At 69.6% G+C, this 9,775-nt stretch carries 12 protein-coding genes, 1 pseudogene and 1 riboswitch; of the genes and pseudogenes, 5 read left to right on the forward strand and 8 right to left on the reverse strand.

What is annotated here, in order from left to right:
* Positions 1-3: 3 nt before the first annotated feature.
* The 4 genes from ABZ345_RS42070 to thiO form a co-directional block, all read right to left on the reverse strand.
* Complete coding sequence (locus ABZ345_RS42070; protein ID WP_245733435.1) at positions 4-447, reverse strand: MarR family transcriptional regulator; 444 nt, start codon at positions 445-447, stop codon at positions 4-6.
* A 74-nt stretch (positions 448-521) separates the two neighbouring features.
* On the reverse strand, positions 522-1,277 hold the full coding sequence (locus ABZ345_RS42075; RefSeq protein WP_359860552.1) for a thiazole synthase: 756 nt from the start codon (positions 1,275-1,277) through the stop codon (positions 522-524).
* A gap of 1 nt (position 1,278) precedes the next feature.
* On the reverse strand, positions 1,279-1,479 hold the full coding sequence (gene thiS / locus ABZ345_RS42080; protein ID WP_359860553.1) for a sulfur carrier protein ThiS: 201 nt from the start codon (positions 1,477-1,479) through the stop codon (positions 1,279-1,281).
* Positions 1,476-2,507 (reverse strand): glycine oxidase ThiO, encoded by a 1,032-nt coding sequence (gene thiO / locus ABZ345_RS42085; RefSeq protein ID WP_359860596.1) that lies wholly within the window; start codon positions 2,505-2,507, stop codon positions 1,476-1,478. The genes thiS and thiO overlap by 4 nt, the downstream gene beginning before the upstream one ends.
* A 3-nt stretch (positions 2,508-2,510) precedes the next feature.
* Positions 2,511-2,622, reverse strand: a riboswitch (TPP riboswitch).
* A 26-nt stretch (positions 2,623-2,648) separates the two neighbouring features.
* Here thiO and thiE point away from each other — a divergent pair.
* On the forward strand, positions 2,649-3,290 hold the full coding sequence (thiE, locus tag ABZ345_RS42090; RefSeq protein ID WP_359860554.1) for a thiamine phosphate synthase: 642 nt from the start codon (positions 2,649-2,651) through the stop codon (positions 3,288-3,290).
* Positions 3,291-3,321: 31 nt separating this feature from the next.
* Positions 3,322-4,083: a class III extradiol ring-cleavage dioxygenase gene (locus ABZ345_RS42095; protein WP_359860555.1), complete on the forward strand. Its 762-nt coding sequence runs from the start codon at positions 3,322-3,324 to the stop codon at positions 4,081-4,083.
* Here the strand turns inward: ABZ345_RS42095 and ABZ345_RS42100 are convergent.
* The gene (locus ABZ345_RS42100; protein ID WP_359860556.1) at positions 4,076-4,633 is read right to left on the reverse strand and encodes a helix-turn-helix domain-containing protein; all 558 of its coding nucleotides are present in this window, start codon (positions 4,631-4,633) and stop codon (positions 4,076-4,078) included. The genes ABZ345_RS42095 and ABZ345_RS42100 overlap by 8 nt on opposite strands.
* A gap of 49 nt (positions 4,634-4,682) precedes the next feature.
* On the opposite strand from ABZ345_RS42100, the gene ABZ345_RS42105 reads away from it, so the two are divergent.
* Positions 4,683-5,606, forward strand: coding sequence for an NADP-dependent oxidoreductase (locus tag ABZ345_RS42105; protein ID WP_359860557.1), 924 nt, complete (start codon positions 4,683-4,685; stop codon positions 5,604-5,606).
* A gap of 37 nt (positions 5,607-5,643) precedes the next feature.
* On the opposite strand, the gene ABZ345_RS42110 is transcribed toward ABZ345_RS42105, so the two are convergent.
* A complete protein-coding gene (locus ABZ345_RS42110; RefSeq protein WP_359860558.1) occupies positions 5,644-6,795 on the reverse strand; it encodes a S1 family peptidase in 1,152 nt (383 codons plus the stop codon).
* A 360-nt stretch (positions 6,796-7,155) separates the two neighbouring features.
* Positions 7,156-7,659 carry a hypothetical protein gene (locus ABZ345_RS42115; protein WP_359860559.1) on the reverse strand — a complete coding sequence of 168 codons (504 nt, stop codon included), beginning with the start codon at positions 7,657-7,659 and terminating at the stop codon, positions 7,156-7,158.
* A gap of 63 nt (positions 7,660-7,722) precedes the next feature.
* On the opposite strand from ABZ345_RS42115, the gene ABZ345_RS42120 reads away from it, so the two are divergent.
* Together ABZ345_RS42120 and ABZ345_RS42125 are read left to right on the forward strand one after the other, a co-directional pair.
* Positions 7,723-8,655, forward strand: a complete 933-nt coding sequence (locus ABZ345_RS42120) for a threonine/serine dehydratase (RefSeq protein ID WP_359860560.1) — start codon at positions 7,723-7,725, stop codon at positions 8,653-8,655.
* Entirely contained in the window at positions 8,652-9,557 is a 906-nt protein-coding gene (locus tag ABZ345_RS42125; RefSeq protein WP_359860561.1) for a threonine/serine dehydratase, read from the forward strand. Before ABZ345_RS42120 ends, ABZ345_RS42125 begins: the two co-directional genes overlap by 4 nt.
* On the opposite strand, the pseudogene ABZ345_RS42130 reads toward ABZ345_RS42125, so the two are convergent.
* Positions 9,539-9,775: pseudogene (locus ABZ345_RS42130) on the reverse strand (hypothetical protein); the annotation flags it as partial. The gene ABZ345_RS42125 and the pseudogene ABZ345_RS42130 sit on opposite strands and share 19 nt — an antisense overlap.

Consider the following 9,775-nt stretch of genomic DNA (forward strand, 5'->3'; position numbering starts at 1 on the left):
GCGCTACTTCGGCTCTTCGCCGACGAGCGTCTCCAGCGCGTCCAACGCGTTCACCAGCGCGGCGACGTGCTGGGGTGTGAGCTGCTCGATCCGGCGCTGCAGCTCGCGCACCCGCGCGGACCGCACACCGGACACCATCGTCTCGCCCTCGGGCGTGGGGGTGGCGAGCCAGGCGCGGCCGTCCTGCGGGTCGGGCTCGCGCTTCACGTACCCGGCCTCGACCAGCGCGGCGACGATGCGGGACAACGTCGGCGGCGCCACGCCTTCCTTGTTCGCCAGGTCGCCCAGGCGCATGGGGCCGCACCTGGCCAGCGTGGCGAGCGCGGAGACAGCGCCGGGGCCGAGTCCGGGGGAACCGGTGCGTCGCAGCAACCGGGCTAGCCGGCCAATCGCCAGGTACAGACGCGCGGTCGCGTCCTCGACCTCGGCGTCAATGGGGGCCGTCACGGCTAGTCGTCCTCCTCGGCGGATCAGGTAATGGTCAATCATCCCCCAGCACGTGAGTACCCAAGGTAGCGACCTCAGAGTCCCGGCGAAGACGCTTGGGCCCAAAAGCGTTGCGGAATTCGGCCGGCCAACCGCGCCAGCCTTCCGCCCTCGACCGCACAACGCATGGCGGCGCCCATGCGTTCCGGGTCCTTCGCACGCGTGACGGCCGTCGCCAGCAACACCGCTGAGCAGCCGAGTTCCATCGCCAGCGCGGCATCGGACGCCGTGCCGATGCCCGCGTCGAGCACCACGGGAACGGTGGCGCGGGACGTGATCAGCTCGATGTTGTGCGGGTTGCGGATGCCGAGACCCGTTCCGATGGGCGAACCGAGCGGCATCACCGTGGCGCAGCCGATGTCCTGCAGCTTCAGGGCCAGCACCGGATCGTCGTTGGTGTACGGCAGGACCACGAAGCCGTCGTTCACCAGCCGCTCGGCCGCGTCGAGCAGCTCGACCGGGTCCGGCAGCAGGGTCTCCTCGTCGTGGACGACCTCGAGCTTGACCCAGTTCGTCTCCAGCGCCTCGCGCGCGAGCTGGGCGGTCAGCACGGCCTCGGCGGACGTGCGGCAGCCCGCGGTGTTGGGCAGGACCTCGATTCCCAGTCGCCGCAACAACTCCAGCACACCGGTCTGACCGGCGGCGTCGACCCGGCGCATGGCCACGGTGGTCAGCTCGGTACCGGAGGCCACCAGGGCCCGTTCCAGCACGGAGAGGTTCGCGGCACCGCCGGTGCCGGTGATGAGCCTGGACCGGAACTCCCGGCCCGCGATGATCAGCGGATCGTCCACGTCAGCCTCCCTGAACCGCGGTCAGCACCTCGACCACGCCGCCGTCCGGCACGATCGTCTTGTCCCACAACGCCCTCGGCACCACGGCGCCGTCCAGCGCCACGGCCACGCCCTTCTCCGGCGCCCCCACCAGCGACACCAGCGCGGCCACGGACGTGCCGTCGGCCAGGTCCCGAGAAGTGCCGTTGACCTGTGCTTTCACGAGCTTTCTCCCTTGAGCAGCCCGACGACCTGACGAGCGGTGTGCGGGGCGAGCAGAAGTCCGTTGCGGTGATGGCCCGTCGCGGCGATGACGCCGGGTTCGAGCCAGCGCACGACCGGGACGTTGTCCGGGCTGCCCGCGCGGAACCCCACGGCGGCCTCGGTGAGCGCGTACTCGGCGATGCCCGGCAGCACGGTTTCCGCGTCCCGCAACAGGTCCCGCACGCCCGCGACCGTCACGTCGGTGTCGAACCCCGCCTCGTACTGGGTGGCGCCGACGACCACGCCGTCCTTGCGCGGCACCAGGTACACGGACCGCCCGGACACCGAACCGCGAATCGTGCGCGTCGGCGGCGGCAACGTGCCCGGACGCCACGAGAGTCTGAGGATCTCGCCCTTCACGGGACGGATCACGTCCTTCAACGCCGGGTGCAACTGGCCGCTCCACGCGCCCGCGGCGATCACGGTCACCGCGCCCGGCCGCGTGCGAACAGCAGTGCCTCCAACGTCCACACCGGACTCGAAGATCACGCCTTCCTCGACGCACGCCTTTCGCAGTGCGGAAAGGAGCTCCCGGTTGTCCACCGCGAGATCGCCCGGCAACAGCATCCCGCCCCGCACCGACGGCCCCAGCGCGGGCTCGAGTTGCCGGATCTCCCTGCTGTTCAACAATCCCACATCCAGATTGTTGAACGATCCGGACGTAGGATTGTTGAACAATTCGACGATCCTGCGCAGGTCGGCGAGATCACCCGGCGACGTGCCCACGCTGATCGTTCCGCTGTCGAACAACTCCACGTTCAGCGCGGCGGCGAAGTCCGGCCACAACGCGAGCGCCTCGACACCTTGCGCGGTAACGGTTTCCTCACCCGGCCAGGCCTCCGCGACGGGAGCGAGCATCCCGCCGGCCACCCGCGAACCGGCGTGCGGCGAGCCGAGGTCGCACAGCGACACCGAAAACCCGGCGCGCGCCGCCCACCAGGCCACGGACAGGCCGATGACACCGCCACCCCGGACGGCCACTTCCACACTGCTCAAGGCATTCACGCTCCCTGCGCCGGCATGACCCGGATCAGGTTCGACGGTCGGAGCGAACCACGCTCCCTCTCAGCCCGGTGTTCTCCAGGCTCCCGTGCGGACCGACACCAACATAACGGTTACCGTGCGAGCGTGCCAGGACTCGACGGAAACCTGATCAGGCAACGACTCGCCGACGCGACGCTCTACCTCTGCACGCCGAACCGGCCTGATCTGGCCGAGTTCGCCGATGCCGCGCTCGCCGGCGGGGTCGACATCATCCAGTTGCGGGACAAGTCGCTGGAGGCGAAGCAGGAGATCAAAGCCCTCGAGACGCTCGCGGAAGCCTGCGCCGCCCACGGGAAGCTGCTCGCCGTCAACAACCGCGCGGACATCGCGTACGCGGTCAGGGCGGACGTGCTGCACCTCGGCCAGGACGACCTGCCCGTCTCGTGCGCGCGCCACATCGTGGGCGAGGAGGTGGTCATCGGCCGGTCCACGCACGACGTGGAGCAGATGCAGGCGGCGGCCACGCAGCACGGCGCCGACTACTTCTGCACCGGCCCGTGCTGGCCGACGCCGACCAAGCCGGGGCGTCCGGCGCCGGGCCTGGACCTCGTGCGGGCCACGAAGGGCATGCGGCGGCCGTGGTTCGCGATCGGCGGGATCGACCTCGCGAACCTCGGCGAGGTCCAGGCGGCCGGAGCCACGCGCGTGGTCGTCGTCAGGGCCATCACCGAGGCCGAAGACCCGCGCAAAGCGGCCGAGTCGTTCAAAGTTGAACTTAGTCGTTGAAATTTGAACAAACTGGCGTACGCTCGATGACGTGAGCGCACCAGTGCTGTACCTGAGCCACGGGGCACCCCCGCTGGCCGATGACGAGACGTGGACCAGAGAGCTCAAGGACTGGTCCGCCACCCTCCCGCGCCCGGAGGCCGTGCTCATGGTCTCCGCGCACTGGGAGGAGGCGCCGACGACGATCGGCGCGACCACGACCGTGCCGCTGGTCTACGACTTCTGGGGCTTCCCGCAGCGGTACTACGAGGTCACGTACGAGGCACCCGGCGCGCCCGAACTCGCCGAAGACGTTCGCAAGCTCCTCGGCGGCCACGTCCAGCAGGACGCCGGCCGCGGGCTCGACCACGGCGCCTACGTGCCGCTGAAGGAGATGTTCCCCGACGCGGACGTGCCGGTGCTGCAGATGTCGCTGCCCACGCTCGACCCGCGCGAGCTGCACGAGGTCGGCCAGAAGCTGGCTCCGTTGCGGGACAAGAACGTCCTGATCGTCGGCAGCGGGTTCATGACGCACAACCTGAGCTGCGTGAACTTCCCGGCCGGACCGGACTACGAGCCGCCGTCGTGGTCGAGGGAGTTCGACGACTGGGCGCATCAGCAGCTGGCCGCCGGCGACGTGGACGCGTTGCTGGACTTCCAGCAGAAGGCTCCCGCGGCGGGCATCGCGCACCCGCGGACCGAGCACTTCGCACCGCTGTTCGTGGCACTCGGCGCGGCGAGCGACGAGAAGGCCCGCACGAGCGTTGAGGGCTTCTGGTACGGGCTCTCGAAACGATCGGTGCAGTTCAGCTAGCCGCCCCTTCCAGGAACAGGGTGGCAAGCCGGCGGGCGACGGCGGGCGTCCCGTGGCGGACGCCCCCGGCGGCCATGAAGAGCAGCATCATGTCGTCGACCGAGAAGTCGGCCCGCAGCTCACCGGTCACCTTCGCTCGCCCGATGAGTTCGGTCAGCGAGCGGAACGCCTGCTCGCGAACCGCGGCGAAGTCGATCGCCCTCGGATAGGCGCTCGTGAACGCCGCCGCGAACCCGCGGTCCAGGACGTGGATCAGGCACACCCGCTCGACCGTCCGGCGAAACCCCTGCCAGGGGTCGGGGTGCGCGAGCCCTTCGTCGACCGCGGCCGTGCAGGCCGCCATCTGCTCCGAGAACGCCTCCACCACGAGCGCCTCCTTCGTGGGGAAGCGGCGGTAGAGGGTCGCCGGACCCACTCCGGCCCGGCGGGCGACCTCCCGCATCGGCACGTCCAGCCCCTCCGCGGCGAACGTCTCGCGCGCGACGGCCAGGATCCGGTCGCGGTTGTCCTGGGCGTCCGAGCGCAGGTTCTGAGTCAGATTCCTCGTCACCGTCTCAGTTTCGGCTAAGTGGACGCCCTGTTCCACTAATTTCGCCGGTATGCGAGCTCTTCAGTTCTCCCAATACGGTCCCGCCGGCCTGCTGCACGTGGCCGAGGTCGCCGAACCTCACGCAGGCCCGGGTCAGATCCGCGTCGCGGTGCGCGCCTCCGGTGTCACTCCCTCGGACGCCGGGTTGCGCGCCGGGCGGTTCGGCGAGCTCGTTCCGCTTCCGCACGTGCCGGGCGTGGACGCGGCCGGCGTCGTCGACGAGGTCGGCGACGGGGTGACCGATGTCCAGCCGGGCGACGAGGTGTTCGGCATGGTCGACCTGGCCCGGCTCGGCGGCGCCAACGCCGAGTACGCGGTGCTGGCCGCGTGGGCGCGCAAGCCGTCGACGCTGAGCTGGGAGCAGGCGGGTGGTGCGGCCGCGAACGTGGAAACCGCCACCAGGTCACTGGATCTGCTCGGGGTGCGCGACGGCACGACCTTGCTCGTCGCGGGAGCAGCGGGCGGTGTCGGCACGATGACGGTCCAGCTGGCCGTCGCACGAGGTGCACGGGTGATCGGCACCGCCGGTCCGGCCACTCAGGACTTCCTGGCCGGGCTGGGCGCTACCCCGATCGTCTACGGCGAAGGTCTGGTCGACCGGGCAGCGGAGTTCGGAGTGGACGTGGTCCTGCACTGCGCGGGCCCTGTCCCGGATCTGGTGACGATCGCCGGCTCACCGGACCGCGTGCTGACGATCGCCGACATGTCCGCCGCGGACGAGCACGGCGTCCGGGTGTCCCACACCTTCGGGCCGGGCGCGCACCCCAGTGCGTTTCACGGTCTCGCCGCCGCGGCAGCGCTCGCCGAAGAGGGCGTCCTCACCGTTCCGCTCGCCGGGGTCTTCCCCCTTTCCGCGGGCACGGCCGCGCACGAACTGAGCGAGACCGGCCACGCCCACGGCAAGATCGTCCTCACGAACGCGGAAGCGCTGTGACACCGGAGTGTCACAGCGCTTCACGGTCAGGAGGTTTCTAGCCGCGCGTCAGGGTCAGGCCGTAGCGCGACAGGATCGGGTTGACCGGCTGGAAATACGTGGTGCCACCGGACGAACAGTTGCCCGAACCGCCGGACGTCACGCCCTGGGCCTGGCCGAAGCCCGAGCCCGCCACCCACGAACCGCCGGAGTCGCCGGGCTCAGCGCACACGTTGGTGCGGGTGAGGCCGCGGACGGTGCCCTGCGGGTAGTTCACGGTCTGGTTGTAGGCCCCGACCGTGCCGCAGTGCCAGCCGGTGGTGGAACCGGAACGGCAGATCTGCGCGCCGATCGCGGCCACCGTGGAGCCCTTGATGATCACGTTGGCGCCGCCGTAGCGGTTGACCCACGGCCGCGGGGTCCAGTTCGCGTTGGTCTTCACCCACGCGTAGTCGTTGCCGGGGAACACCGACGCCTGGAAGGTGCCCTGGGCGACCCGGTTGAAGCCCTGGGTGGCGGTGCCGGCGCGGCCGCAGTGGCCGGCGATGACGAAACCGCCCGTCACCGAGAAGCCGAGCGAGCAGCGGCCGCCGCCCATGTAGACCGCGTCACCACCGCGCAGGTCGTACAGCGGCGTCGGGTTCTCGGTGACCTCCTCGACCGCGACAGCCGAGTTGATGGACTTCGCGGTCGCGATGAACTGCTCCGCCGCGGCGTCCCGCGTGGTGCGGTTGACCTCGATCACGACGGCGTTGGACTTCTCGTCCACGCGCCAGCTGGTGACCGACTGGGGAGCGCTCATGAGGTCGAGCACCGACTTGGTGCCGTTGAGCTGGGTGAGCGAGTTCTTGACGACCTTGGTGTCCGCGCCGCTCACGGAGAGTCCCGGCCTGGTCACCGCGACGGTCAGTCTGCCGCTCGCCTGGTCGATCCACGATCCGCCGAACGCGTCGCCGAGGGAGGCCTTCGCCTGCTCCGCGATCTCGCCGGACTTCTGGTCACTGGCCAGACGGACGCGTGCCTGGTCAGCGTTCAGGCCCAAATCACGTTGGACCGCTTGGAGCAATTCGGCCGGGTAGCTCTCCGTGTCGGAACCGGTTGGGGCGACCGGTGCAGCAGGGGCGCCAAACGCCGGTACGCTGAGAGCAGTCACGACTCCGGTGGCGAGCAGAACGGCACCGGTTATACGGGCCGCACTCGTGCGGTTCATCAGACGTCTCCCTCACTTTCGGGTGCAGGGGAACCCGAGAGATCGGTTGCAGGGACCTCTCTCGGGGGCTCTAGGGGGACGGGTGGTGGGGCGGCGGCAGGGGTCGCCCCACCCCTCCAATCCCCAGTTCACTCTCGTGTCTCGCGAAGGCGCAGCGCTCAAGTGGTCTCGCCACGAGCCTCATCGCGCCCTCCTCCCGGTCTCTTTCGGACCGAATCTTTCGCCCGATCGAGTGACGTTATGGGCATGTTATCTATGACGCCCGCCCTCGACCGTGGACGAAGTGTGTCACAGCTCACGACAGATCAACTGCGGTGCGTAGCAATTGACAGTTAACTATCGCTCAAAGTAGTGACGTGATCACCGAATGGGGTCGACAGTTGACGCCGGGCCCGAGCTGTCGGTCGGCTGTCGGGATCCTGTCGACGTGGTCGGCGGTCCGGTCGTCGTGGTGCTTTCGGCGGGCGACTGACTGGACGTGCTCGGCGCGCTGGGCGGCACAGTCACAGTCTCCGTTTCGGTCTTCGTCGTCTCGGTGTGCGTCTCGGTGTGGACGGTCGGGCTCGTCGCGGGTTTTCCGGGATCCGCGGAGGTCGGCTTGCCGGTCACCAGCTGGACGCTCGTGACGGTGAGGACGGTGATCACGAAGGCGAGCAGGCCGCCCACCGCTATCACCTGCCAACGCTTTTCGCGTTCCATCGACCGTTGATAGAGCACGGCGCCCACTGTGGTCACCACACTCGCGAGGATCGTGCCGATGATGGTGCCGACGACGTTGAGGCGAAGGCTCAGCACTGCCGCGGTGACGGCGGCGAGCACACTCGCGACGAGCTTGACGGGGGTGATCTTCTCCTTCTCAGACATGACACTTGTGGGACGTCGGGCACAGTTCACCGGTTGTGCCCCGGTGACGTGCATCATCGACATATGCGCCTGGTGACCCTCGAAGACATCCACGCGGCCGCCGCCGCGATCGCCCCGCATGTCGTGCACACCCCGCTGCTGACGTTCGACCAGGGCCTTTCGATCAAGCCCGAATGTCTGCAGCCCATCGGGGCCTTCAAGCAACGCGGCGCGGTGAATGCCTTGTCCCGCATACCTTCCGAGGACCGCGCATGTGGTGTCGTGGCGTACTCGAGCGGTAACCACGCGCAAGCGGTCGCCTACGCGGCCAAGCTTCTCGGCATGCCCGCGGCGATCGTCGTGCCTTCGAACACCCCGCAGCTGAAGATCGACGCGACGCGTGCGCACGGCGCCGAGGTGTTCGTCGTCGGCATCACCGAACGCGAGTCGCGCGCCTACGAACTGGTCGAGGAACGCGGCGCCACGTTGATCCCGCCGTTCGACCACCCGGACGTGATCGCCGGTCAGGGCACCGTCGGCCTGGAGATCTGCGCGGACCTGCCCGACGTGGCCACGATCCTGGTGCCGGTGAGCGGCGGCGGCCTGATCTCCGGCGTAGCCACGGCCGTGAAGTCCTTGCGCCCCAACGTCCGCGTGATCGGCGTCGAGCCCGAGCTGGCCGCGGACGCCTCCGCCTCGTTCGCCGCGGGATCGCTGGTTCGCTGGGACGCGCACGACCGCGCCCGCACCATCGCCGACGGCCTGCGCGCCGAACCGTCCGAGCTGACCTTCGCGCACATCCGCGAGTACGTGGACGACATCGTCACCGTGACCGAGGACGAGATCCGGGCCACTGTCGGGGAGATCGCCCGCCGCACCCGTGTCGTGGCCGAACCGAGCGGCGCTGTTCCCGTTGCGGCGTACCTGAACCGCTCTCTGCCCACCGGTCCGGCGGTAGCCGTCGTGTCGGGCGGCAACATCGAGCCCGAACTGTTCGCCTCGCTGGTCTCCGGATGATCTCGCTCGACGACGTCCGCGCGGCAGCGGCGGTCATCGCACCCCACGTGGTGCGCACGCCGCTGCTGCCGTTCGGTCCGGGCTGGCTCAAGCCGGAATCGTTGCAACCGGTCGGCGCGTTCAAGCTCCGCGGCGCACTGAACGCGTTGGCACGCCTGGAAAATCGCTCGAACGGCGTCGTCGCCTACTCCAGCGGCAACCACGCCCAGGCGGTGGCGTTCGCGGCTCGTCTGCACGGCGTTCCGGCGGCGATCGTGATGCCCTCGAACACTCCGGCGGTCAAGATCGGGGCCACGAAGGCGCTGGGAGCCGAGGTCTTCATCGTCGGCATCACCGAACGCGTGGAGCGTGCCGAAGCCCTCGTCGCCGAACGCGGCGCGGCGCTCATCCCGCCGTTCGACCACCCGGACGTGATCGCGGGCCAGGGCACGATCGGCCTGGAGATCCTGGAGGACCTGCCGGACGTCGACGCCGTGGTCGTGCCGATGTCCGGAGGCGGGTTGATCTCCGGTGTCGCGACGGCGATCAAGGCGTTGAAGCCCGGGGTGCGGGTGATCGGCGCCGAGCCCGCGCTGGCCGCCGACATCGCGGCCTCGCTGAAAGCCGGCGAGCTGGTCCGCTGGGATCCCGTGGAGCGCGCACGGACGATCGCCGACGCGCTGCGGGACGAGCCGTCGCAGTTGACGTGGGAGCACATCGGCAAGCTCGTCGACGACGTGATCACTGTGACCGAGGACGAGATCTTCGCCGCGATGGGTCAGCTGATCCGGAAGGCACGCCTGGTCGCCGAACCCAGCGGCGCTGTCGCGGTCGCGGCACAGGCCAAGCTGGGAGGCGGCGTCGCCGTCGTGTCCGGTGGCAACGTCGATCCCGCGCTACTGGCTCAGGTCTTGGCCCGATGAGCGATCACGTGTGTCAGCGCGGCCACCCGGCGATACGGGTCGGTCGCGCCGGCACGTTCCTCACAGGCCAGTAGCGCCGTCAGTTCCGGTTCGCCGGGCACCACCGCGTCGGTGGCCGCGGTGTCGGTGGCCGCGGTGTCGGTGGCCGCGGTGTCGGTGGCCGCGGTGTCGGTGGCCGCGGTGTCGGTGGCCGCGGTGTCGGTGGCCGCGGTGTCGGT

It is taken from the genome of Lentzea sp. NPDC005914, assembly GCF_040629405.1.
GTDB lineage: Bacteria > Actinomycetota > Actinomycetes > Mycobacteriales > Pseudonocardiaceae > Lentzea.

Coding starts and splice junctions, on each gene's coding strand:
- ABZ345_RS42115 (WP_359860559.1), bottom strand. CDS start 7,659: ATGTCTGAGAAGGAGAAGATCACCCCCGTCAAGCTCGTCGCGAGTGTG.
- ABZ345_RS42120 (WP_359860560.1), top strand. CDS start 7,723: ATGCGCCTGGTGACCCTCGAAGACATCCACGCGGCCGCCGCCGCGATC.
- ABZ345_RS42125 (WP_359860561.1), top strand. CDS start 8,652: ATGATCTCGCTCGACGACGTCCGCGCGGCAGCGGCGGTCATCGCACCC.
- ABZ345_RS42110 (WP_359860558.1), bottom strand. CDS start 6,795: ATGAACCGCACGAGTGCGGCCCGTATAACCGGTGCCGTTCTGCTCGCC.
- ABZ345_RS42105 (WP_359860557.1), top strand. CDS start 4,683: ATGCGAGCTCTTCAGTTCTCCCAATACGGTCCCGCCGGCCTGCTGCAC.